This is a genomic window from Sphaerisporangium perillae, assembly GCF_023276435.1.
GTDB lineage: Bacteria > Actinomycetota > Actinomycetes > Streptosporangiales > Streptosporangiaceae > Sphaerisporangium > Sphaerisporangium perillae.
This window is the reverse complement of sequence record NZ_JALLPO010000023.1, coordinates 133,887-158,155: the sequence shown is the minus strand read 5'-3', so window position 1 is coordinate 158,155 and position 24,269 is coordinate 133,887. Positions and strand designations below refer to the sequence as shown.

General features: G+C 72.8%; 15 protein-coding genes. 10 read left to right on the top strand and 5 right to left on the bottom strand.

Translation table 11 applies throughout. The features are described from left to right. The 4 genes from MYF83_RS23345 to MYF83_RS23330 all read left to right on the top strand — a co-directional run. Window positions 1-1,965 (top strand): DUF5682 family protein (locus MYF83_RS23345; protein WP_443729300.1); only part of this gene is annotated, 1,965 nt, incomplete at its 5' end. A 73-nt stretch (window positions 1,966-2,038) separates the two neighbouring features. Next, window positions 2,039-3,220, top strand: coding sequence for a VWA domain-containing protein (locus MYF83_RS23340; RefSeq protein WP_248962755.1), 1,182 nt, complete (start codon window positions 2,039-2,041; stop codon window positions 3,218-3,220). A 228-nt stretch (window positions 3,221-3,448) separates the two neighbouring features. Next, window positions 3,449-4,813: an MFS transporter gene (locus MYF83_RS23335; RefSeq protein WP_248962754.1), complete on the top strand. Its 1,365-nt coding sequence runs from the start codon at window positions 3,449-3,451 to the stop codon at window positions 4,811-4,813. Window positions 4,814-5,132: 319 nt separating this feature from the next. Beyond that, on the top strand, window positions 5,133-6,365 hold the full coding sequence (locus MYF83_RS23330) for an enolase C-terminal domain-like protein (protein WP_248962753.1): 1,233 nt from the start codon (window positions 5,133-5,135) through the stop codon (window positions 6,363-6,365). Between the two features lie 45 nt (window positions 6,366-6,410). On the opposite strand, the gene MYF83_RS23325 is transcribed toward MYF83_RS23330, so the two are convergent. The 3 genes from MYF83_RS23325 to MYF83_RS23315 all read right to left on the bottom strand — a co-directional run bounded on the left by MYF83_RS23325 (window position 6,411) and on the right by MYF83_RS23315 (window position 11,437). Beyond that, window positions 6,411-8,006: an FAD-binding oxidoreductase gene (locus tag MYF83_RS23325; protein WP_248962752.1), complete on the bottom strand. Its 1,596-nt coding sequence runs from the start codon at window positions 8,004-8,006 to the stop codon at window positions 6,411-6,413. 358 nt (window positions 8,007-8,364) lie between these two features. Next, the gene (locus MYF83_RS23320; RefSeq protein WP_248962751.1) at window positions 8,365-9,816 is read right to left on the bottom strand and encodes an LCP family protein; all 1,452 of its coding nucleotides are present in this window, start codon (window positions 9,814-9,816) and stop codon (window positions 8,365-8,367) included. Between the two features lie 124 nt (window positions 9,817-9,940). Then, a complete protein-coding gene (locus MYF83_RS23315; RefSeq protein ID WP_248962750.1) occupies window positions 9,941-11,437 on the bottom strand; it encodes an alpha/beta hydrolase family protein in 1,497 nt (498 codons plus the stop codon). A gap of 200 nt (window positions 11,438-11,637) precedes the next feature. Between MYF83_RS23315 and MYF83_RS23310 the strand changes: the two genes are divergently transcribed. Continuing rightward, complete coding sequence (locus MYF83_RS23310; RefSeq protein ID WP_248962749.1) at window positions 11,638-12,765, top strand: exonuclease SbcCD subunit D; 1,128 nt, start codon at window positions 11,638-11,640, stop codon at window positions 12,763-12,765. A gap of 55 nt (window positions 12,766-12,820) precedes the next feature. Beyond that, complete coding sequence (locus tag MYF83_RS42965) at window positions 12,821-17,365, top strand: AAA family ATPase (protein WP_279339926.1); 4,545 nt, start codon at window positions 12,821-12,823, stop codon at window positions 17,363-17,365. A gap of 170 nt (window positions 17,366-17,535) precedes the next feature. Here MYF83_RS42965 and MYF83_RS23295 read toward each other — a convergent pair whose 3' ends face one another. Further along, window positions 17,536-18,294: a M50 family metallopeptidase gene (locus MYF83_RS23295; protein WP_248962748.1), complete on the bottom strand. Its 759-nt coding sequence runs from the start codon at window positions 18,292-18,294 to the stop codon at window positions 17,536-17,538. A 295-nt stretch (window positions 18,295-18,589) separates the two neighbouring features. On the opposite strand from MYF83_RS23295, the gene MYF83_RS23290 reads away from it, so the two are divergent. The 4 genes from MYF83_RS23290 to MYF83_RS23275 all read left to right on the top strand — a co-directional run bounded on the left by MYF83_RS23290 (window position 18,590) and on the right by MYF83_RS23275 (window position 21,884). Continuing rightward, complete coding sequence (locus tag MYF83_RS23290) at window positions 18,590-19,525, top strand: amidohydrolase family protein (protein WP_308201492.1); 936 nt, start codon at window positions 18,590-18,592, stop codon at window positions 19,523-19,525. A 57-nt stretch (window positions 19,526-19,582) separates the two neighbouring features. Continuing rightward, window positions 19,583-20,053 carry a nuclear transport factor 2 family protein gene (locus tag MYF83_RS23285; protein ID WP_248962747.1) on the top strand — a complete coding sequence of 157 codons (471 nt, stop codon included), beginning with the start codon at window positions 19,583-19,585 and terminating at the stop codon, window positions 20,051-20,053. 67 nt (window positions 20,054-20,120) lie between these two features. Next, the gene (locus MYF83_RS23280; protein WP_248962746.1) at window positions 20,121-21,269 is read left to right on the top strand and encodes a magnesium and cobalt transport protein CorA; all 1,149 of its coding nucleotides are present in this window, start codon (window positions 20,121-20,123) and stop codon (window positions 21,267-21,269) included. 57 nt (window positions 21,270-21,326) lie between these two features. After that, on the top strand, window positions 21,327-21,884 hold the full coding sequence (locus MYF83_RS23275; protein WP_308201491.1) for a TIGR03086 family metal-binding protein: 558 nt from the start codon (window positions 21,327-21,329) through the stop codon (window positions 21,882-21,884). Between the two features lie 54 nt (window positions 21,885-21,938). Here the strand turns inward: MYF83_RS23275 and MYF83_RS23270 are convergent, their stop codons facing one another. Next, a complete protein-coding gene (locus MYF83_RS23270; protein WP_248962744.1) occupies window positions 21,939-24,152 on the bottom strand; it encodes a thiamine pyrophosphate-dependent enzyme in 2,214 nt (737 codons plus the stop codon). Between the last annotated feature and the right edge of the window lie 117 nt (window positions 24,153-24,269).

The window sequence follows — 24,269 nt, the reverse complement described above, 5'->3', positions numbered from 1 at the left end:
GCGCCCGGCGGTGGTTCGGGTGGGCCGGGGGCGTCGGGGGATGGCTTGGGCGGGCGGGGGGCGCCGGGGGATGGTGGGGATGCGGGTGAGGGGCGCCCCGTTGTGCATCGTGATCCGATCGGGGAGCTCGCGCGGGCGGCCGGGCACGACGATCCGGAACGGTGGTGGGAGGACGCCGTCGAGCATCGCGGGGACACGCCCTTCGAGGTGATCGCCGAGGCGATGGCGGCGGTCAGGGAGGGGTACCTCCCGCACGAGCACGAGGCGCGGCGCGAGGCGTACATGCGCAAGACCATGCGCACCGCCTTCAAGGAGGGGTACGAACGCGTCGCGGTGGTCTGCGGCGCCTGGCACGTGCCCGCCCTGCGTGAGCTCGGCCCGGCCGCGCCGGATGACCGCCTGCTGCGCGGGCTTCCCAAGGTGAAGGTCGAGATGACCTGGGTTCCCTGGACCTACGGGCGCCTCGCCTCCTGGAGCGGCTACGGCGCCGGCATCACCTCGCCGGGCTGGTACGACCACCTGTTCACCGCGCCCGACCGCCCGATCGAGCGGTGGCTCACCGCGGCCGCCGGCGTGCTGCGTGAGGAGGACCTGCCGGTCTCCTCCGCCCACGTCATCGAGGCCGTGCGGCTGGCGGACGGCCTCGCGATCGTCCGGGGACGCCCGCTGGCCGGGCTGAGCGAGGTGACCGAGGCGGTCCGGGCGGTGCTCTGCGAGGGCGACGAGCTGCCGGTGGAGTTGATCCAGCGGCGCATGGTCGTGGGGGAGCGTCTGGGCCGCGTCCCGGACGGCACGCCCATGGTCCCGCTCCAGCGCGATCTGCGCGACCGGCAGCGACGCCTGAAGCTCCGGCCCGACGCCCTCGAACGCGACCTCGATCTCGATCTGCGCAAGCCCCTCGATCTCGATCGCAGCCGCCTCCTGCACCGGCTCGGCCTGATCGGGGTCGAATGGGGCTCGCCGCGTGAGGCGCGGGGCAAGGGCACCTTCCGTGAGTCCTGGACGCTCGAATGGCGTCCCGAGTTCGACATCGACCTCATCGAGGCGAGCGGGTACGGCACCACCGTCCCGGCCGCGGCCGCCGCCCGGGTGCGCGAGCTCGTCGATCTCGGCTCCGCGCGGACGGCCCGGCACGCGGGGCACGGGCCTGCCGCCGCCTCCCCTCCGAGATCGCTGGCGGAGCTCACCGGGGTGGCGGAGCGCTGCCTGCTCGCCGACCTGCCGGAGGCCCTGCCCGAGGTCCTGTCGTCGATCGCGACCAGGGCGGCGCTCGACAGCGACGTCACCCACTTGATGGCGGCCCTGCCCGCGCTGGTACGCGCGCAGCGGTACGGCGACGTGCGCGGCACCCCGGCCGAAGGCCTGTCGGTGATCGTGGAGTCGCTGCTGAGCCGCATCTGCGCGGGGCTCTCGGCGGCGGTGACCGGGCTGGACGACGACTCGGCCCGCGAGTTGCTGGGGCACGTCGACGCCGTCCACGCGTCGATCGGCCTGCTGGAGTCCCGCAGGGAGGGCTGGCTGGCGGCGCTGCGGGGAGTCGCCGAGCGGCGCGACCTGCACGGGTTGATCGGCGGCAGGCTCACCCGCATCCTGCTCGACGCGGGCACGATCCCCGCCGAGGAGGTCGCGCGGCGTATGTCCCGGTCGATGTCGGCGGGCAATCCTCCCGCGCGGGCAGCGGCCTGGGTGGAGGGGTTCCTTTCGGGCAGCGGCCTTCTGCTCGTCCACGACGCGGGCCTGCTCGGCCTCATCGACACGTGGCTGACCGGCCTGACGGAGGAGGCGTTCGTCGACGTGCTTCCCCTGCTCCGCCGGACCTTCGGGGCCTTCGCGCCACCCGAACGCCGGGCCATCGGCGGAAGGGTCTCCTCCGGTGAGACCGGCAGGGCCACCGCCCCCGAAGCCGACGAAAACCGCGCGGCCCCGGCCGTGCGCACCGTACTCACGATCTTGGGGAGCGGCTGATGCGCCGGCGTGCCAGGTGGAGGAAGTGTCCGGGGGAACCGTTCGGGCGCGGGACGAGTGGAGGGATCGGCTGATGGACGAGCGGTTGCGGCGGTGGCGGCTGGTGCTGGGCGGCGAGGCCGACGGCACGGGCTGCGCCCTCGGCGGCAGGGACGCCCAGATGGACGCGGCGCTCGCCGCGCTGTACAACGGCGGCCGGGGCACCGGCGAGGGAGGGCGCGGGGGCGGCGACGCCGAGCGCGGTGCGGGTCTCGGCGCATCGGCGCCCCGGGTCGCGCGGTGGCTCGGGGACATCCGCTCGTACTTCCCCTCGACGGTCGTCCAGGTGATGCAGAAGGACGCCATCGAGCGGCTCAACCTCACCCGCCTGCTGCTCGAACCCGAGATGCTCGAGGCCGTCGAACCCGACGTCCACCTCGTCGGCACGCTGCTGTCGCTCAACCGGGTGATGCCCGAGACCGCGCGGCGGTCGGCACGCGCGGTCGTCAGGAAGGTGGTCAGTGATCTGGAACGCCGGCTGGCGCAGCGCACGAGGACCGCCGTCACCGGGGCGCTCGACCGGTCGGCCCGCACCCACCGGCCGCGCCGGGCCGCCGACATCGACTGGGACCGTACGATCCGCGCCAACCTCAAGAACTACCTGCCGGAGAAGAACACCGTCGTGCCGTCCCGGCTGGTCGGGTACGCCCGCAGGCAGCGCGCGGTGATCCGCGAGGTCACGCTCTGCATCGACCAGAGCGGCTCGATGGCGGCGTCGGTGGTGTACTCCAGCGTCTTCGGGGCGGTGCTCGCGTCGATGCGCTCGCTCCGCACCTCCCTTGTGGTGTTCGACACCAGCGTGGTGGACCTCACCGACCAGTTGCACGATCCCGTGGAGCTGCTGTTCGGGACGCAGCTCGGCGGTGGCACCGACATCAACCGCGCCATCGCCTACTGCCAGGGCCTGATCACCCGTCCCGCGAACTCCATCTTCATCCTCATCAGCGACCTGTACGAGGGCGGGGTCCGGGAGGAGATGCTGCGCAGGGTCGCGGCCATGACGGCGGCCGGCGTTCAGGTGATCGTGCTGCTCGCCCTCTCCGACGAGGGCCAGCCGCACTACGACCGTGACAACGCCGAGGCGCTGGCCGCCCTGGGCGTCCCCGCTTTCGCCTGCACGCCGGACGCCTTCCCCGGCCTCATGGCCGCCGCCATCGAGCGTCGCGACATCGCCCAGTGGGCAGAACGCACCCTCGCCGTCCGCGCCGCGACGTGAGGAGCCCGGCCGTACCAGGACGCGAGGAGTCGATCCTGCCGGGATGTGAGGGGCCGGAGCTGCCGGGCACGAGGGGCCGGTCGTACCGCTGGGGACGGTTCAAGACTGGGGGACGGCTCAAGATTGTGGACGGCTTAGGACCGTGGGGCGGCTTAGGACGAAAGTCCGAGGGAGGGGGCGGATGTGGCCGGTGAGGATGGCCCCTACGTTGGACAGGTGTCCTCAGCTGTGATCGATCCTCCCGTCAGCGCGCCTCCCGGTGTGCTCAGCCGTCCCTACCGGGGGCTGAGCGCCGGGATGGTCGCCCTCGTGCTCCTCATCGCGTTCGAATACCTCGCGGTGGCGACGGCCATGCCGGTGGTCGCCCGGTCGCTGGACGGGTTACCGCTCTACGGGCTCGCCTTCAGCGGGTCGATGGCGGCGAGCGTGATCGCCACCGTGGCCGGCGGCCGGTGGAGCGACGTCCGGGGACCGGTCGCGCCGCTGTGGGCGGGGGTCGGCGGGTTCACCGCCGGGTTGCTCATCGCCGGGCTGGCGCCCACGATGCACGTTCTGATCATCGGCCGTTTCGTGCAGGGCATCGGCGGCGGGCTGTTCTCGGTGGCGCTGTACGTCGTCGTGGCGCAGGTGTACCCCTCGGTGATGCACCCGAGGGTCTTCTCCCTGCTGGCGGCGGCGTGGGTGCTCCCCTCCATCGTCGGCCCGGCGATCACGGGCGCCGTCGTGGAGCACATCGGATGGCGATGGATCTTCCTCGGCATCCCGCTGTTCGTCGCCCCGGCCGCCGTGGTGCTCTGGCGAGGGATGGCCGGGCGGGCGACGGCCGCCCCGCCGCAGGACGGGCCGCAGCCGGCGCCCTCCCGCGCCGGGTTCGGACCCCTGCTGGCATGGGGCGCCGTGGTGGCCGTCGGCGCCGCGCTGCTCCAGTACGGCAGCGGTCTCGGCGGAGGCGGGTACGTGCTGCTCGTGGCGGGGCTGGTCGTCCTCGCCGTCGCCCTTCCCCGGCTGCTGCCGCGCGGCACGATGCGCGCGGCACGGGGGTTCCCCACCGTGGTCCTCCTGCGCGGCCTGGCGGCCGGAGCGTCGTTCGCCGCCGACGTGTTCGTGCCGCTCATGCTGACGGCGGAACGGGGGCTCAGTCCGACGCAGGCGGGTCTCTTCCTCACCGGGTCGGCGCTCACCTGGTCGCTGGCGTCGTGGATCCAGGGGCGCGGGCGGTACGACCGGAAGCTGCTGCTGCGCGTCGGCACCTCGCTGCTCACCGCGGGCATCGCCGGCACGGCGCTCCTGGCCTTCGACGCGGTTCCGCTGCTCGCCGGCCTGGCCGCCTGGCTGTGCGCCGGGTTCGGCATCGGCCTTGTGTACCCGACGCTGTCGGTCCTCACCCTGGAGCTCTCCGACGCGGGGGAGGAGGGCAGGAACAGCTCCTCGCTGCAGATCGGCGAGTCCGTCTTCTCGGTCGTGGTCATCGCCGTCACCGGCGCGGTGTTCGCCGGGTTCGGCGCGGCCTGGTGGGTGTACCTGGCCTGCTTCGGGCTGATCGTCGGCCAGGCGGCGATGGGCCCGCTGATCGCGGGCCGGGTCCAGCGCTGAAGGTCCCCCCCATCCGGCGGGGCCGCGGCCGTACCTCTCCACGGCCGTACCTCCGTCCACGGCCGTACCTCCGTCCACGGACATCCTCACGGCGGCGCGTCGTCCACGGCCGTACCTCTGGCGCGCCGTCCACGGCCGTCCTTCCGGCGGCGTCTCCACGGCCGCCCGCGCGGCCGAACGTCGTGCGCCGGCGGGACGATCATCGCTGGCGGGAACCCCTCGGCGACCAGCGGAAGGTTTCCGCGCGGACGGGCCGCGTTTGGTGCGCGTCCGCGCAACGGGCACCATGGAAGGGATAGGTGTTCGACGAGGGGGTTCCATGCCGCGTGTTCGTGAGCTCGAGGTCTTCCGGCTGGTGCTGCCCTACGGCAGGCGTCCGGAGAGCATCCTGGTCAAGCTCACCGACTATGGCGGCATGACCGGCTGGGGCGAGGTCGTGCAGTCCGCCGAACGCCGGCCGGTCCGGGGGGCGACCGCGGGCCGGGCGGTCCAGGACACGGCACGCCCCCACCATGAACGGCCGCACGCGGCCGCCGCCGCACCGGCGATCTCCGGTGACGACGCCGGAGGGACCGCTCGCGAGGAGGGCGAGACCGAGGAGGACCTCCACGGGAGGGCGGTGCACGAGCGGGGGGAGGGCGACCGCGAGGATCTGCTCGCGAAGACGTGGACGACGCTGGAGGAGTCGCTGGGCCCGGCCCTCCTCGGCGTCGACTGGGAGCACCCCGACGAGCTGGGCACCGTCCCCGGCGGCACCGCGGTGGACCTGGCCTGCTGGGACCTGTGGGCGCGGATGCAGGGCGTACCGCTGGCCCACGCGCTCGGCGGCAGCCGCACGTCCCTGATGGCCACCGTGCGGCTGGCCGCGGAGCGGTCCCTGGAGGCGATGGTCGCCCGGGTCAACCGGCACGTGTGCGCCGGGTACGCCCACGTGACCCTCGACGTGCACCCCGGGTGGGACGTCGAGCCGGTGCGCGCGGTGCGGCAGGCGTACCCGGCCCTGGCGCTCTCGGTGGACGGCCGGGGCGCCTACACCGACCTCACGGCGCTGGAGGCGCTGGACGCCTACGACGTGACCGCCATCGAGCGGCCTTTCGGCGGCCCGTACACCCCCGCCGACCTCGATCTGCACGCTGAGCTGCAGGAGCGGATCTCGTCGCGGGTGGCGATCGAGGTCCACTCGGTGGCGGCACTGGAGGAGGCCATCGCGGCGCGGGCGGGGAGGGCGCTGCTGCTCCGCCCGTCCCGGTTCGGCTCGCTTCGCGCCGTACGGACCGCGCACGACCGGGCGATGGCGGCGGGATGGGACATCACCGCCGCCGGGGGGAGGGGCACCGGCCTCGCGCGCGCCGCCACGGTGGCGGTCGCCAGCCTGCCGGGGTGCACGCTGCCCAGCGATGTCACCGAGCCGCCGCGCAGCGCCCAGATCGTGACGCCGCCGGTCGGAGCCTCCGGCGGCGTCGTCGCCGTCCCCCTCACCCAGCCAGGCCTCGGCCACCTCGTCGACGAGGACCGTGTCCGGCGGCTGGCCGGCGATTCGTTCCGCCTCTGAGCGGATCGGATCCGCTCGAGGCGCGAGCGGGCGGGAGGCGGGACCTCACCGGATCGACTGGTCGTGCTGGAAGATGTTGTGCGGGTCCCAGGTGCGCTTGGCCTTCAGCAGGCGCTCGTAGTTGTCGCCGTAGTAGAGGCGGTACCAGGGCACCTTGGAGGTGTTCCACTCGTCGCTGCCGAGGTCGCGGTCGGGGTAGTTGATGTAGCAGCCGTCCGTGACCGCGTCGGGGTCGACCGCGCCGTCGGTCGCGGCGGGCACGGGGACGCCGCCGGACGCGTGGTAGACCCTGCGGTAGAGCTCGCGTATCCAGCGCTCGTGGACGTCGTCCTCGGCGGGGTCGGTCCAGTAGGTCTGGTACTGCAGCTTCATGATCGAGTCGCGTTGCGCCACGGCCGTCTCGTGCGCCCCCACGGCGTTGATCCGGCATCCGTAGGTGTCGACCTGGATCAGCGCCTCAGGGTTTGCGTACTCGGTGTTGTCGTAGTCGTTGCCTGGGACGTCGGTGCCGTCGCGCGTGCCGGACAGGAAGTTCCATATGGCCTTGATCTGGTCGTCAGGGAACGGTTTGCGCATATAGGCGGATTTGTACTTGCCGCGCTGGTTGGCGCCCGAGCCGTTGAGCGTCTGCGTCGCCTGGATCCAGGGCACCAGGCGTGGTTCGGCGTGCATCTCACCCATCTGGGGATGCTCGCCCATCCGCACGTCGAGCGTGGTGCGCGGGAGGCCGACGCCGTCCTCCACCTGAGCGAGGAACGCGTCGAGCCGGTCGCGCCCGGCCGCGGGGTTGGTGGCGTCGATCTGGGTGATGAGCCCGATCTTGCCGGCGGCCCGGTGGGTGAGCTTCAGCAGGGAGAACAGGCCGGCGTATTCGCTGCCCGGATGGCTGTTCTCGGCGCAGAACCGTGCGAAGTTCCCGGTGAGCCGGGCGAAACGGTCGTAGGTCATGTCCTCCCAGGGCCAGGCGATGGCGCTCAGCCACACGTTCATGGGAGGCCGCGGCAGATCCTTGAACCAGTAGCGGGTGACCACCCCGAAGTTGCCGCCGCCGCCACCGGTGTGCGCCCACCACAGGTCGCGAAGGTCCCCGTCGTCGTCCCTGCGCGCGATCACCGCTTCGGCCTGGTAGTCGCCGCGCGGCTCGCGGCGCACCACGACGACCTCGACGGCGTACAGGTAGTCGACCGTGAGGCCGTGCCGGCGGGACAGCAGGCCGTACCCGCCGCCGCAGATGTGGCCGCCCGCGCCGATCGAGTAGCAGGACCCGGCGGGCAGGGTGCGGCCGGACTCGCGGTAAAGGCGGGTGTAGTTGTGCCAGTTGGTCGACCCGGCCTCCACGCAGTACGCCCCCATGGCGGGGTCGTGGTGGACGCGGTCCATCTGGCCCATATCGATGATCACCTGGACGCCGGGGTTGGCCACGAAGTTCTCGTAGCAGTGGCCGCCCGAGCGGACGGTGACGCGGGTACGGCCGCTGTTCAACGCTTCGTTCAGGGCTCCGACGACCTCAGAGGTCGAACGCACGACCTTGATGTAGTCGGGATGGGAGGTCCAGCGCTGGTTGAACCCTTGGCACAGCGCGCCGTACCTGTCGTCGATACCCGTTACGGTGATGCCCGAACTGGCTTCCGCGTTGGACACTGCGCTCTCCTTGTCGGGATTGTCGGCGTTGCCGGTGAGGCGTCCTGAGGTGGAGTGATCCATGCCGGTGGACGGGCCCGGCGGGCCCTGTGGGGCCGTCCAGAGCCCGGCGGTGCCCGGTGGCGGGATCCGCACAGGCTGCCGGAACAACGCTCTTAACAGGCCACCCGGAGCGCGGATGAGGGAACGGGAAGGACGCATCGTCGCAGACGGCTCTCAGCACGACCGCGTCACGGGGGGCAGACACACGTGAAAGACTTACCGTAGTCACTCGACTACGTCATGTAACTGAAGCGCTACCGTTACCAAACCGTGAGCGGGCGAGGGGACAGCCCCCTGCCGCCCACCCGCCCGACGGTCAGGCGCCGCAGATGCCCTCGCCGCGCGAGCCGGACTTGGCGGGCGAGGCCTGAGAGGATGACGTCGCGGTCGGCGTGGCCGATGGGGACGCCGCCGTGGCCGGGGATGACGCCGACGGCGTGGCCGCGGGGCCGGAGGCGGAGTCGCGGACGGCCTTGGCGCTGAGCACGCGGATCCGCGCCCAGTCCGGGTTCCCGGTGCTGATCAGGGGTGGCACGAACTGCACCCCGGTCACGTGAGCATCGCGCACCTTGAGGGCGAGCGGGACCAGGTGCTCCAGCATGGGCCGGGGGATGTCGGTGCGGAACATGCCCTTGGACGCCCTGGCCAGCTGGTTGAACCTCACCAGCACGGTGGCCGGGTCCGCCTGGTGCAGGAGGGCGTCGAGCACGCACCGCTGGCGGCCCATGCGGGTGTAGTCGTCGCTGAAGGTGCGCGAGCGGGCGAACCACATCGCGTCCGCTCCGCGCAGCTTGCGGGTGCCCGCCTTGACGAGGCCCTCGTTGCGCTTGCCGAACACCACGTCGGTCGGCACGGTGAGGGTGAGACCGCCGAGAGCGTCGATGATCCGGGCCAGTCCCCACATGTTGACCAGGGCGTACCAGTCGATCTCCAGGCCCAGCGTGTAGCCGATGGTCTGCTTCAGCGTCTCCGGCCCCATGCCGGTGCGCCCTCCGAACAGCTCCGGGTGGCTCTCGGCGTACTCCCACACCGCGAACAGCAGGTCCTCGCGGGACCCGTCGGGGTTGGCCGGCAGGCGGAACCCGGCCGGGAACCTGCGGCGCAGCGGGCTCCCCGGCGGGAAGCGGACGTTCTCCAGATTGCGCGGCAGGCTGAGCAGCACGGTGTCGCCCGTGTGCACGTCCACGCTGGCCACGTTGATGCTGTCGGTGCGCACGCCGACGCGGTCGGGCTGCCAGTCGCCCCCGAGGAGCAGGACGTTCACCCGGGGCCTGCCCGCCCACGGGTCGGCGGGCGCGGCTCCGGCGGTGGGGGCGGCCGCCACGGCGACCGGGGCGTCGAAGACGCTGTCCAGCGTCGCCCCCGACACCATCGCGTACTGGGCGACGACGACGAACGGCGCCGCCACGATGACCGCCAGCGCCCCGGTGAGGACGCCGGAGACGATCTGGCCCGCCTGGGACAGCCGGCCGGGCCGCAGGATCACATACGAGCGGACCAGCAGGGCGAACCAGGCGAGGCCCGTGAGGATCGCCACGACCACGATCCCGCGCAACCAGGCGGGGTCGAGCAGGCGCCCGGCGAGACCGGCGTCCGCCGTGAGCGCCACGACGCCGAGGGCCGCGGCCGCCAGGACGTACCCGCCGAGCAGCAGGAATCCGGTGCGGCGGTGACCGGCGCGCAGGTGCGCGGAGCCCGGCAGGAGGGCGGACAGAGCCGTCCAGCCGATGACCGCGGCCGTGCTCTGTGGCTTGCTCGTGTCCGGCAACGCCGCCCCATTCCCCGTTCCACCTCACTAAAAGGGGCAATGTATTCCCCGCGGCCGACGGGGACGTGAACGCACCGGGAACGGACGCCGAGTCGTACGGATATGTACGGTTAGGTGCCGGCGGTCACCACGGAATGCCGAACAGCCCGTAGTACGCCGCGGTGATCATGAGCAGGCCCGTGCCGCCCAGTACGGCGGCCACCGTGAAGCTCTGCCAGCGCCCCGGCTTCCAGCCGTCCCGCAGGGCGGTGGCGACGGCCGCCACGGTCGTGACCTCCTGCACCAGCATGAGGATGGCGAGCACCCGGACCACGAGCCATCCGGAGAGCACCGCGGGCCACGCTCCCGCCTGGTTCACCGAGAACAGCACGATGAGCGTGATGAACGCCAGCACGGCGGCGAGCAGCCCCACGCCCGTCCAGGCCATCCGGCGCAGGCGGCGGCGGATCCCCGGCCACAGGTCCGGCCGCATCGAGGCGATCACGTCACGGCCGCGCAGCCGTACGACCATCTCGGTGACCGGGGCCGCGACGTAACCGACGGCTGTGAGCGTCAGCGCGAAGCCCAGGATCGCGGTGCGCGCGTACCAGGGGGCCTTCGGCACGTCGGCCGCCTCGTACCGCTGCACTGGCGTCGCGCCCGCGATCTGCGCCCCGGCCGGCGGGCGAGCCGTGCCCGGCAGCCCGAGCACCCAGTTGGCGAGCGTCTCGAGATACCCGTGGGCGAACGGCCCGCCGTTGACCCGCATCGCATGGTCGGCCCCGCCGAGGAAGCGGATCGTGTAGTCGGTGTTGTGCGCGGCGTCCAGCGCGGAGGTGAGCTTCTGGGTGCTCTCCACGAACGGGATGGAGGGGTCCATCGTGCCGTACAGCGCCAGGACCGGCTGCCTGACCTGCCTCAGCTCGGGGACGCTGTCATAGCGCAGGAAGTCGAAGCCGACACCGCCCATCGCCTTGGTCAGCAGCTGGCGGACGCCGGTCGGGGCGTGCAGGCGTTCCAGCTGCTCGTTCAGCGCCCACGCGACCTGCCGTAACGGCGTGACGACGGGGGCGGAGACCAGCACGGCGAACCCGACGTCCAGGCTCCTGGCCGCCGCGATGGGAGTCACCCAGGTGCCCTCGCTCACGCCCCACAGGCCCGCGCGCAGCGGATCGACGTCGGCGCGCTGCCGAAGCGCCTGGATCATGCGCAGCGCGTCGTCGGCGAGCAGGCCGAAGTCACGGTGGCGGAAGTCGTACCCGACGGTGCGCTTGTCGTAGGTGAGCGTCACCACCCCGGCCCTGGCCAGCCAGGTGGCCTGCGTGGTGAACTCGCCCCGGTCGCCGCTGCCCGAGCCCTGGACGAAGACCAGCGCGGGGTGACGGCCGGGCGTGCGCGGCGACCTGATCGTCGCCGTCAGCGTGGTGCCCTTGACCGGGACGGAGACGTCCTGGACGTCGATGGCGGCGTTGTGCGGGACCGGGCGGTACTCGGCCGCGGTCTGCGCGGGCAGCGCCTGGACGCTCGCGCTCTCGCTCAGCCGCGGGGGATCGAAGGACGGCGGGGACAGCACATAGCCCACCATCGCCAGGACCCCGAGCAGGACCCCGGTCGCCACGCTCAGCCGGCTCCGGTCGCTCACGCCACCTCCTCGTCGGGCGGCTCGTCGCGGGCCGTCGCCCTGTGACCGTGCACAGCGCTTCGCTCCCGGCGCGCATGTCCATTGATACGCGGGCTTTCCGCCCTGAATACGACGTCCGAGCATCAGGTTAAGTCACGTGGGAGGAACGATGGTGCGGGTGGGGCCATGTTTGTCGGTGAGACCTGTTAGCTTCCTGCGACATGCGTGTGATGCACACCTCCGACTGGCACCTGGGCCGGGCCTTCCACCGCGAGAGCCTGATCGACGCCCAGGCCGCCTTCGTCGACCACCTGGTCGAGACGATCCGGTCGGAGCGCGTCGACGTCGTGGTCGTCGCCGGTGACGTCTACGATCGCGCGCTTCCCCCGGTCGACGCGGTGGCGCTGTGCAACGAGACGCTGCGCCGGCTCGTCGCCGAGCGGGTCCGCACCATCCTGATCAGCGGCAACCACGACTCCCCGCGCAGGCTGGGCTTCGGCGCCGACCTGATCGACGCGGCCGGCGTCCACCTGCGCACCGACCCCGCGCGCGTCGCCGAGCCGGTCGTCGTCGACGACGTCGCCTTCTACGGCATCCCGTATCTCGAGCCCGAGGTCGTCCGCGCGCCGTGGGAGCTGCCCGAGCGCAGCCACTCGGCCGCGATCGAGCACGCCATGACCCTGATCCGCGACGACCTGGCGGGCCGCGGCACGCGATCGGTCGTGCTCGCCCACGCCTTCGTCACCGGAGGGCAGGGCAGCGACAGCGAGCGCGACATCAGCGTGGGAGGCGTCGCCCACGTGCCGCTCACCGCCTTCGCCGGCGTCGACTACGCGGCCCTCGGCCACCTGCACGGCCGGCAGCGCATGAGCGAGTCCGTGCGCTACTCCGGGTCGCCGATCGCGTACTCCTTCTCCGAGGCGAACCACGTGAAGGGCTCCTGGCTCGTCGACATCGGCCCCGGCGGGCACGACGGGGCCGAGTTCGTGCCGGCCCCCGTGCCCCGCCCGATCGCCCGCGTCAGCGGGCGGCTCGCCGATCTCCTTTCCTCCGAGCGGTGGGCGGGGTTCGAGGACCACTGGCTCCAGGTGACCCTCACCGACCCCGTGCGGCCGAAGGGCGCGATGGAGAGCCTGCGCCGGCGTTTCCCCCACACCCTCGCCCTCGCCTTCGCGCCCGAGCTCACCGCACAGGACGCCCCCCGGGCGCCGCGGCTGTCGGGCCGCCCCGAGATCGAGGTGGCGCTCGACTTCATCCGCGAGGTGCGTGGCGAGCCGGCGGACGACGACGAGAGGCGCCTCCTGCGGGAGGCCGTCGAAGCCTGCAGGGCGAAGGAGGCCCTCGCCTGATGGCCTCCTGCCAGAGTGGTGGTCGTGATCGCGGGACGAGCGGAGGGCGCCCCAGATGAGGTTGCACCGGCTGCGGCTGACGGCGTTCGGATCCTTTCCCGGGGACGAGGAGGTCGACTTCGACGTCCTCGGCGAGGCGGGTCTCTTCCTTGTCCACGGGCCGACGGGCGCGGGGAAGACCACCGTGCTCGACGCCGTGTGCTACGCCCTCTACGGCCAGGTGCCAGGCCAGCGCAACAGCGCCCGACGCCTGCGCTGCGACCACGCCCCGGCCGGCCGCGGGCCCGTCGTCGTCCTCGAGGTCACCCTGCGCGGCAGGCGGCTGCGCATCACCCGATCGCCCGTCTGGCACCGGCCCAAGCTCAGGGGCGAGGGCCTCATCGAGGAGAAGGCCAAGGTCCTGCTGGAGGAGCTTCCTCCCTCCGGGGACCCGGTGTTCCTGTCCGGCAGGGCCGACGAGACCGGCGACCTCGTCGGCGGGCTGCTCGGCATGAACGCCGACCAGTTCTGCCAGGTCGCGATGCTTCCCCAGGGCGACTTCGCGCGTTTCCTGCGGGCCGACGGCGACGAGCGCCGCAAGCTGCTGGAGAAGCTCTTCTCCGTCAAGATCTACAGCGATGTCGAACGCTGGCTGTCCGAGCACCGCACCGGCGCCGGGCAGGAGCGCCAGGAGCTCCGCCACCGGGTCGACTCCGTTGTCGACCACATGCGCGGCGCCGCCGGCCCGACCCTCCTCACTTCCCTGTCACCCCCCGGCGACAACGCCGACGCACCAGGCCAGGACGCCCCTGGCACCGCCGGCCGGGACAACCTCGTCACCCCGGCCGAGGGCGATCTCGGCACTCCCGGTGGGGGTTACCTGGGTACCTCCGGCCGGGGCGACCTCGGCACTCCCGGCCGCGATGCGCCCGGCCCGGGGCCTTCCGCCCCTGACCCGCGGGAGGAGCCGCTGGAGTGGGCACGTGCTCTGCTCGCGGTCGCCGGCCAGGCGTTCGCCGCGGAGGCGGAGGCCCAGGCGGCGAGCGAGGTGACGCTCCGATCGGCCCGGGTGGAGCTCGAGAGCGCCCGCGAGCTGGCTCAGCGGCAGCGCGCCCACGCCGAGGCGGCGGCACGCCGCGACGCTCTCGACAGGACCGCCGACGAGCGGTCCGACCTGGAGGCAATCCTCGCCGAAGCGGCCCGCGCCGACCGGGTGCTGCCGCTCGTCCAGCAGGCCGAGCAGCGCGCGGAGGCCGCCGCCAAGGACGAGCGTCTCGCCGCCGACGCCATGGCCCGGGCGCTCCCGTTCATCGGCCAACCCACCGGCTCGCGGCGCGCGTCCCCCTCCAACCTGCCGGCCCGGTCACCGGGCCCCCACCGGCCCACCCCGGAGGGGACTCCGGAGGCATCCGGCCCCGACCGACCGACAGGCGAGCCCGGTCCCGAGCGGGCGGCGGGAGAAGCCAGCCCGGGGGAGCCTCGTCTCGAGTGGTCGGGAGAGGGCGGTGCCGCGCGGTCGGCGGGCGAGGCCGATGCCGAGCGGTTGGCGGAGCTGGAGCGTGACCGCCGCGACGAGATCGTCCGGCTGGAGCAGCTCCGTCCCGAAGAGACGCGGCTGGCGCGCGTACGCGAGCGGCTCGCGCTGTCGGGGAAGCGTCTCGCGGCCCTCACCGCGCAGGAGGCGCAGGCCGGCGAAAGGCTCGCCGTGCTGCCCGAACTGCGCCGGCAGACCGGCGAGCGCCTGGCGCGGGCACGCCTGGCCGCCTCCGGCCTGCCCGCCGCGCGGGCCGCCGTGGCGAACGCCACCCGCGATCTCGGCGCGGTACGCCGTCGCGACGCCCTCGCGGACAAACTCGCGACGGCCGGGCGCGACCTGCTCCGCACTGTCGCCGACCTCCCCGCCTCCCTATCCGCAGCCCTCTCCGCCCCCGCATCCTTGGATGCCTCCGCGCCCCAGCTCCTGCCCTCGCTCTCGCCTGCCGGTTCGTCCGGGGCGGGGTTCCCCGAGGCTTCCGCGTCTCTGAGTGTCCGCCTGGCCCGTGCGCTGTCCCCGTTCATGGAGGGGGACGCGTCGCCGGGCCGGTCCGCAGCCGAGGTCCAGAAGGTCGTGCGGGAGGTACGCGACCGGCTCGCCGGGCTCGAACGCGCGCATCGCGACGAGCTGGCCGGGCTGGAGCTGCGCAGGGCCGACGAGGCACGGTTCGCCGAGCTCCGCGAGAAACTCGATGCCCTCGACGACCGGCTGACAGATCTGGCCCAGCGCGAGGCGGCCCTGGCGGACACGCGGGCGGAGCTGCCCGGCCGCCTGGAGGAGACCCTGGGGCGGCTCGCGGAGGTGAAGGCGGAGGCGGGGCTGATCCCGGCGGCCGAGGCCGCCTGCCAGGCGGCCGTCGTACTGCTGGATCAGGCGCGGCGCCGGGACGCCCTGACCGTGGAGCTGGAGGCCGCCGACGGCGAGCGCCGCCGAGCCGTCGACGAGGCGCAGGAACTGCGTGACCGTCTCCAGTCGATCAGGCAGGCCCGCATCGACGGCATGGCGGCCGAGCTGGCCCGGGGCCTGGTCCCCGGAGAGCCGTGCGCGGTGTGCGGTTCCGCCGACCATCCCGCGCCCGCGTCGCCCGCGAGCTCCACGCCCGCGGTCGACGACGAGCAGGCGGCGCAGGCGCTGTCGGACGCGGCGCAGGAGGCGCGCCAGGCCGCCGAGGGCAGGGTCGCGGTGCTCTCCTCCCAGCTGGAAGAGGCGACCGTCCGGGCTGAGGGCCTGCCGGTCGAGGCCGCGCTGGCCGGGCACGATGAGGCGGAGGCCGAGCTGGCCCGCCTTCGCGAAGTGGCCGCGCGGGCACCCGGCCTGGAGGAGGAGGCCCGGCGCGCCCAGGACGCTCTCGAAGCCCTGGCGGGCCAGGCGCACGAGCTCGACCTGCTGACCGCGGAGCACCGTGCCCAGCACACCGGGCTGCGGGAGGAACTGGACCATCTCGCGGCCGTCCTCGACGCGGCCCGCGATGGCGATGACAGCGTGACCGCTCGTCATGACCGCCTCACAGAGGAGGCGGGGCTCCTGGTGGCCGCCCTCCAGGCGGCCACGCGCACCGGTGAGGCGGCCGCCGCCTACGAGGAGTCCCGCGCCGCCGCCCGGCGCACCCACGCGCCGCACACCGAAGGGCCGGCCACCGCGTCTGGGCCGGTCGTCCAGAACCCCCATGGAGATCTCGGTGACGCCGGTCCGGCAGAAGGACTTGCCGGGGGAGAAGCGGGTGGGGTCGGGGCGATCGCGGAAGGTGCTGAGGGAGTCGGTAGGGGTGGGCTGATCTCGGAGGGGGTCGGGGAGGGCCGGGACGAGATCGAGCTGAGCCTTGCGGAGGCTGAGGAGGCTCTTCGGGGGGCGGAGGTGGCTCTGGCGGAGCTGCGGGAGGTCGCGGGTGGGGAGGCCGCTCTGGTGGAGGCGGCCGGGCGCATCGACAGCGAGATCGCCGAGCTCGGCGAGCGGGCCACGCGCATCGGGCTGGAGATCGCCGCTGAGCGGGCCGGGCAGACGGGCCTCGCCGCCGACGCCGAGCAGCTGGCGGCACGCCTGGACGAGGCCAGAGGCCCGGACGCCACGCTCGCCGCCCGCCTCGAGCGACTTACAGATGAGGCGGGGCTCCTGCGTGAAGCCGCCGAGACCGCGAGGCTCGCGCGGGCTGCTGGCGCGGAGCGGAACGCCGCCCTGGCCCGGGCCGAGAGCGCCGCGGTGGACGCCGGGTTCTCCGGCATGGCCGATGTACGGGCGGCCACGCGGACCGCGGCGGCTCGCGACTCCATGGCCGAGCGGCTGCGCGAGCTGGACGCCGAGCGTGCCGCCGTGGCCGCGCTGCTGGCCGATCCGCAGCTGGTCGCGGCGGCGGCCATGTCCGTTCCCGATCTGGCGGCGCTGGCCGAGGCCTTCGAGAGGGCCGAGCGGGGGCATGCCGTACGGGGCTCCGCGCGCGACCAGGCCGCGGCCCGGCGTGACCAGCTGCGCGGGCTCGCCACCGATCTCGAAGCGGCCCTGGCGGAGTGGCGGCCGGCGGAGGACCGCTACCGCCTGGCCAAGCGGCTCGCGGAGCTCGCCGTCGGCACCTCCCCGGACAACACGCTCGACATGCGGCTGTCGTCGTACGTGCTCGGAGAGCGGTTGCGGCAGGTCGTGGACGCGGCCAACCAGCGGCTCGACCACATGTCGGCGGGTCGCTACAGCCTGCTGTACGACGTGCGCAAGTCGGCGGCCGACCGTAAGCGCTCCGGCGGCGGCCTCGGGCTGCGCGTGCTCGACGGCTGGACCGGCGCCGACCGCGATCCGGTGACGCTGTCGGGCGGGGAGGCGTTCATGGCGTCGCTGGCTCTCGCGCTGGCGCTGGCCGACGTGGTGACCGCCGAGGCCGGCGGGGTGGAGCTCGGCACGCTCTTCATCGACGAGGGCTTCGGCACCCTGGACGAGGACACCCTCGACGGCGTGCTGGACATCCTCGACGAGCTGCGGGACGGCGGCCGGGCCGTCGGCATCGTCAGCCATGTGGGGGAGCTGCGCGCCCGCGTTCCCGCGCAGCTCAAAGTGGTCAAGCAGCGCTTCGGCTCGAGCCTGTCCGTGGCCGTCCCCGCCTGAGCGGCGTCCCCGGTCTGGGCGGCGTCTCGCCTGAACGGCGTCCCCGGTCTGGGCGGCGTCTCGCCTAAACGGCGTTCCCGTCTGTACGGCGTCCGCGCCTGGGGCGGCGTCCAGCCTGAACGGCGTCCCCGTCGGGACGTCCTGGTCGCCTTCACGGTGGTGAGTCGGGGTCAGGCGGGGTGGAACAGGTCCAGTACTTCCGTGGGGGTTAGCAGGTAGCCGCCGATGATCAGGGCGGCGCCGGAGATCAGTAGGAAGAGGAAGACGAAGAAGCCGCCAGGGAACGGGGTCAGTCGCGCGAGCTGGTCGGCGTCGGAGTCGGGGGCTCTGCCGCGCCGGCGCTTGCCGCGCAGCTCCAGGATCGGCCGGACGCCTCCGAGGAGCAGGAACCAGGCGGCGAGCTGCGCGCCCACGGCCTGCACGTCCGCCGGGGCGAACCCCGACAGCACGAACACGGCCCCGCCGATGGTGAGCAGCGAGATCACGCCGAACACGTTGCGGATCATCAGCAGCATGCAGGCGAGCAGCAGCAGGATCGTCCAGAGCAGGATCGTGACGTAGCCGAGGGCGGTGAGCCAGGCGGCGCCGAGCCCGAGCAGTGAGGGCGCGACGTACCCGGCGGCCGCCGTGAAGATCATGCCGGGCCCGGTGGGGCGTCCTCGGGTCAGGGTGACGCCGGAGGTGTCGGAGTGCAGGCGAATGCCCTGGAGCTTGCGCCGGGTGAGCAGCGCGACGAGCGCGTGGCCTCCTTCGTGCGCGACCGTGATCAGGCCTCGGGAAATGTGCCAGGACCTGGGGTAGACGACCACGCCGAGGGCGATGAGCGCGGCCAGGGCCGTGATCCACGTGGGCGGCTCCGGTTGCACGGTGGTCAGCCGTGCCCAGAGACCGCTGAGCGTCTGCAGGGTCCACCTCCGTCGGGTGCGCATCGGGCGGGCGCGCGGGCGAGAACGCGCGGACCTAGCGTCGCACGACCGGTGAGCAGGGTGTGCCGTGTCCGGCCAGAACAAGATTCGATTCGATGCTACGTGGAATTTCCGTACCCTGAGCGGCGGCGGGACGTGTCCCGCGACGGAGGGCCGCGGGAGGCGTTCTCGACCGCTCAGCGGTCGCAGGTGTATGAAGGACGCCGTCCCGGATGCAGTCCTCCCGCACCCGTCGTGGGGGGTCGTGCCGGTGAGAGGCGATCGGGTGGGATCGATGGGGGTTGATGGGGTGAGTTCTGTGCGGACTGACGGCGCCGGGTCGGTGGGGGTGGATCGCCCGGGCCAGGTTCCGAGGGAGGATGCCGACGTCCGGGGCTGGACCGAGGCGCTCGGGCTGCCGGGCCTGGTGGACGTGCACGTGCACTTCCTCCCGGACAGGATGGAGCGGCGCGTCTGGCATCACTTCGACAACGGCGGGCCACTGGTCGGCCCGGGCTGGGACATCCGCTACCGCCTGCCCCGAGAGGAACGGGTCGAGCGGCTGCGCGAGATCGGCGTGCGGCACTTCACGGCCCTCGCCTACGCCCACAAACCCGGCATGGCGCAGAGCCTCAACGACTGGACGCTGGACTTCGCCCGCGTGACCCCGGAGTGCGCGCCCTCGGCCACGTTCTTCCCCGAGCCCGGCGTGCTGGACTACGTCCGCTCCGCGCTCGACGCGGGCGCGCGCGTGTTCAAGGTGCATCTGCAGGTCGGGGCGTTCGACCCGCGCGATCCGGAGATCGACGCGGTCTGGGGCCTGCTGGCCGAGGCCGGGGTGGCGGTGGTGGTGCACGCCTCCTCGATGCCGGTGCCGGGCAGGTGTACCGGTCCCGAGCCCATCGCCGGCGTCCTGAAGGCCCACCCGCGGCTCGCCGTGGTGGTGGCCCATCTCGGCATGCCGGAGTACGACGAGTTCCTCGACCTGGCCGTCCGCTATCCCAACGTGAGCCTGGACACAACGATGGCGTTCACCGATTTCGCCGACGCCGTGGCGCCGTTCCCGGCGCGGCACAAGCCGCTGCTGCGCGACCTCGGGCTGGCCGGCAAGGTCGTGCTGGGTTCGGACTTCCCGACGATCCCCTACCCGTACGCCCACCAGTTGCACGGCCTGGCGCGACTGGACCTCGGCGCCGACTGGCTTCGGGCGGTCTGCTGGCACAACGGGGCCCGTGTTCTGGGAAAACGGCCCTAAGCTGGGGGAGTGCCAAACTCCCGTACATCGGCGTCACGGGGCGGCGAGCATCAGCAGGTGATCCGCGAGTTCTTCGACGCTCTCGCACGTGGTGACATCGAAGCCCTCGCGCGGTGCTATCACCCCGAGATCAGCTTCGGCGATCCCGTCTACCTGGAGCTGGAAGGCCGCGAGCGCGTGGTGGGCATGTGGCGCATGCTGCTGGAGTCCAGCGCGGAACTGCAGGTGGCGGCGCGTGACATCACGGCGGACAACCATTCGGGCGCGGCCCACTGGACGGCCCGGTACGTCCTGCAGCACAACGGCAGGCGGGTGGTGAGCGAGGTCGACGCGCAGTTCCGTTTCGAGGACGGGCTGATCATCCGCCACCACGACGACTTCGATTTCCGTCACTGGTCGAAGATGGCGCTGGGCAGGCCCACGGGAGTGCTGGTGGGCTGGACGCCGGCCCTGCGCCGGAGGGTCCGCGATCGGGCGCGCCGCCAGTTGGACGAGTACCTGCGGAGCGATTCCCCCATATCGGGTTAGGGTCTGACACGGGCGGGACTATCGGGTCGTATCCGCGGCCGCTCCGATCGTCCAGGGGAGGTGTCCGGTGTCCGATCGTCGTGTGCGAGGGCTGAGAGATCTGATGCGCGTGCCGGCGCGGGCGGGCGATCGGGAGGTCGCCCCTGAGCACTCCATGGATCCCCGTTCCCAGGAGGCCGATTCCTCCTTGCGGCGGCAGAGCGTGATCGACAACGCCGTCTACGTGGACGGCCGGCGCGTCGACACTCCGCCGTCGCTGGCCGAGGCCGTGGCGGCCCTGCGCTCCCGGCAGGGGAGCATGGCGTGGATCGGCCTGTACCGCCCGGCGGAGTCGGAGATCCTCAAGGTCGCCGAGGAGTTCGGCCTGCACGAGCTGGCCGTCGAGGACGCCATCGTCGCCCACCAGCGGCCGAAGGCCGACCGGTACGGCGAGACGCTGTTCCTGGTCCTGCGGGCCGCGCAGTATCTCGACTCGCCGGAGAAGGTGGAGTTCGGCGAGTTGCACGTCTTCGTCGGTCCCGACTTCGTGCTGACCGTGCGTCACAGCGAGGCGCCGGATCTGAGCAAGGTCCGGCGCCGGATGGAGAACGACCCCGACCTGCTGCGCCAGGGGCCGCAGGCGGTGCTCTACGCCATCTTGGACGCCGTGGTCGACGGCTACGCGCCGGTCGTCGCCGGCCTGCAGAAGGACATCGACGAGATCGAGGTGCAGGTCTTCGGTGGCGACCCGGCGGCGCCGCGGCGTATCTACGCGCTGTCGCGCGAGGTGATCGAGTTCCAGCGGGCGACCCGGCCGCTGCTCGAGATGCTGAACAACCTGATCGCGGGCTCCTTGAAGTACGGCGTCGACGGGGAGCTCCAGCGCTACCTGCGCGACGTGGCCGACCACGCCATCACGGTGGTGGAGCGGGTGGACAACTTCCGCCAGATGCTCCAGGACATCCTCATCGTGAACTCGACGCTGGTGAGCCAGGCGCAGAACGAGGAGATGAAGAACGTCACCCAGGCGAGCTACGCCCAGAGCGAGGAGGTCAAGAAGATCTCCTCCTGGGCGGCCATCCTGTTCGCCCCCACCCTCGTCGGCACGATCTACGGGATGAACTTCACCCACATGCCCGAGCTGGGCTGGATCTACGGCTATCCGTTCGCCGTGGCGCTCATGGCGGCGGTCTGCGGCACGCTGTACCTGATCTTCAAGCGCCGCGACTGGCTCTGATCCCATCCGGCGGGATGAGCCCGGCATTTCGGGTACGTCCGGCGTATGGAGGATCGTGTGCTGGAACTGCACGCCATCGCGATGGACGAGTTCGGTCTCCGGGTGGCGATGATCGATGACGACCGGTGGGACGCCCGGACGCCGTGCTCGGACTGGAGCGTCCGCGATCTGGTCAACCACCTGGTCGTCGAGCAACTGTGGGTGCCGCCGCTGCTCGCCGGGGAGACGGTGGAGAGCGTCGGCGACCGCTTCGACGGGGACCGGCTCGGCGACGACCCCGTGCGCAGCTGGACGGAGGCCGGCGTCGCGGCCCAGCGGGCGCTGGCAGCGCCGGGAGCGCTCGACCGGGACGTCCACCTCTCCTACGGCACGGTCGGCGCCCGGCGCTACTGCATGGAGATGACCAGCGACCTCGCCGTCCACGCCTGGGACCTGGCCCGCGGCCTCGGCGTCGACGACCGCATCGACCCGGGGCTGATGAGCGCGGTGTACGACTACCTGTCCCCGATGAAGGAGGCGCTCGCGGGAAGCGGCATGTTCGCCGAGCCCGTCCCCGTGCCGGACGACGCCGACTCCCAGACCCGCACGCTGGCCCTCACCGGCCGCCACCCGTGACGGCCCGGCCACCCGTGACGGCCCGGTACCCGTGACCGCCGCGCCGCGGCGGGCTCAGCCGAGGAGCTTGCGGGCGGCCTCCTCGATGTCGGCCTCGGAGAGCAGGACGTGCGCGGCGGCGTCGCCCAGTGGGACGAAACTGTCCCGGGAGGTGACCCGCGCGACCCGGCCGGCGAACCCGCTGTCGGCCAGCGCCGCGATCACCCCCTCCGACACGCCTCCCGTGCCGCGGGTCTCGTCCGCGATCAGGACCTTGCCGGTCAGGTCGGCCGCGCGGAGCAGATCGTCCACGGGGAGCGGCGACAGCCAGCGCAGGTCGAGGACGCGGCAGCCGTGCCCCTCGGCGGTGAGCCTGATCGCCGCCCGCAGGCTCATGCGCAGGCCGTTGCCGAACGTCACGATGGTGAGGTCCCGGCCGTCGCCGTAGGCGCGAGCTTTGCCGATCGGGACGTGGGTCTCCGCCCACCGCGAAGGCGGCACGTACGGGGTGAGCCAGCCGTTGTCGCCGTCGTCCATCAGGTCGCGGGTGTTGTAGAGCGCTATCGGCTCCAGGAACACGCAGACCTCGCCGTCGGCCTTGGCGGCGGCGACGCAGGTGCGCAGCATCGCGGCGGCGTCGTCGGGCCGGGCGGGCGAGGCGACCACCAGCCCCGGGATGTCGCGCAGGGCCGCGACGGAGTTGTCGTTGTGGAAATGGCCGCCGAAGCCCTTCTGGTAGGCGTACCCGGGCACCCGCACGACCATCGGGTTGCGGTAGGCCCCCTGGGAGAAGAACCGCAGTGTCGCCGCCTCGCCGCGGAGCTGGTCCAGCGCGTTGTGCAGGTAGGCCAGGTACTGGATCTCGGGGACCGGCAGCAGGCCGGAGTTCGCCGAGCCGAGGGCGAGGCCGAGCAGCGCCTGCTCGTCGAGGAGGGTGTCGAACACCCGGCCGGCGCCGAAGCGCTTGAGCAGCCCGCGCGTCACGCCGTACACCCCGCCCTTGCGGGCCACGTCCTCGCCGAACAGCATCATCTCGGGGTGGGCGCCCATGAGGTCGGCGAGCGTGCGGTTGATCGACTGGGCGAGCGTGAGGGACCCTTCCCGCTCGGGCGGGGTGTCGCCGAACAGCTCGCCCCGGTCGGCCGCCTGCCGCGCCACCTGCGCAGCGACCTGGGCGGGACGGCGGGGGGCGAGGGGCTCCATGATCTCGCGCGCCGAGCGCAGCCTGGGCCGCCGGGTGGACTCCAGCGCGAGCTTCAGCACGTGCTCGCGGATCGTCTCGTAGCGCCCGAGCAGCTCGTCGGGCATCACCAGCCCGGCCTCCACCAGCGACCTCGCCGTGGCGAGCAGCGGATCGCGTTCCAGGTCGGCGGCGATCTCCCGCGGAGCGCGGTACGCCGACTCGACGTCGGAGCCGGCGTGTCCCATCAGGCGGACGGTGCGCAGGTGCAGGAACGCCGGTGACCGCCGGGTGCGCACGTGCTCTACGGCCTGGCACGCCGCGTCGTACGCCTCGGGCAGGTCGCAGCCGTCGGCGCGGAACCTCGGGATGAGGGGGTGGCCGGAGGCCTCGATCCACCCCGGAGGCGTGCGCACGCTGATGCCGATGCCGTTGTCCTCGCAGACGAACAGGATGGGCAGGGGCAGACCCTGGTAGGCGCAGTAGGCGGCCGTGTTGAACCCGGTGAGGGCGCTGGCGTGGTTGGCCGACGCGTCGCCGAAGCTGCACACCGCGATCGAGCCCTCCGGCCAGGCGGCGCCTGAGACGCCGAGCTTGCGGGCCCGCTCGATGGCGAACGCCACGCCGACCGCCCTCGGCAGGTGGCTCGCGATCGTGGAGGTCTGCGGGATGATCGCCAGGTCGGGGTGGCCGAAGACCTTGTGGCGCCCGCCGGCGATGGGCTCCTCGGCCGCGGCCGTGAGGCCGAGCAGCACGTCGCGCAGACCCTCTTCGGCGAGCCGGCCGGCCTGTGCCGAGCGGGCCAGGTAGAACGCCCCCGACCGGTAGTGCAGGAGCGCGGGATCGGTGACGCGCAGGGCCGCGGCCACCGCCGCGTTGCCCTCGTGGCCCGCCGAGCCGATCGTGTAGAAGCCCTCGCCCTGCTCGCGCAGCCAGCGGGCGGCGATGTCGAGCAGCCGGCTGGCGAGCTGGATCTCGAAGAGCTCGCGACATCGGGCACCGGTCAGGGTCGTGCCGGGTCGCACGGGAAGGCCGGGATCACGGCGGCTCCCCGGGATCATCGCGGCGACCGAGTCGGTGAAGTGCGTCTCTACTGTGTCGCGGGCCACAAGGCCGATTATGTCGCCATGAACCGGGTCGCGTCCTGTGGCTTGCCGAGACTGCCTCACTGTCCGGCTGGACCGTTCTATTTGACTGAGTTCAATGACGGTTTGTCAGACACACCA